Source organism: Tritonibacter sp. SIMBA_163 (assembly GCF_046535935.1).
Taxonomy (GTDB): Bacteria; Pseudomonadota; Alphaproteobacteria; order Rhodobacterales; family Rhodobacteraceae; genus Epibacterium; species Epibacterium scottomollicae.
In genome coordinates this window covers 1-228 of the sequence record NZ_JAWJBP010001577.1, presented here as the reverse complement: position 1 = coordinate 228, position 228 = coordinate 1, and the positions used below count along the sequence as shown (strand labels likewise).

The 228-nt window shown below is 64.5% G+C and carries 1 protein-coding gene; it reads right to left on the bottom strand.

Annotated elements, in window-relative coordinates; genetic code table 11:
* A partial coding sequence (locus tag R0J92_RS27565; RefSeq protein WP_411054018.1) for a molybdopterin-dependent oxidoreductase occupies positions 1–228 on the bottom strand: 228 nt, incomplete at both ends.

Below are 228 nucleotides of genomic sequence, written 5' to 3'. Positions count from 1 at the left end.
CTCGGCCTGCCGGTCGACGTGAAATTCCTTCAGGATAACGTGACCGATCGCCATGCCGAGCGCGGCGTCCGTGCCCTGCTTGGGCGACAGCCACAGGTCGGCGAACTTGGACGCTTCGGAATAGTCCGGCGAGACGACGACGCTCTTGGCGCCCTTGTAGCGGACCTCAGTGTAGAAGTGCGCGTCCGGGGTGCGCGTCTGGGGCACGTTGGAACCCCAGATCATCAG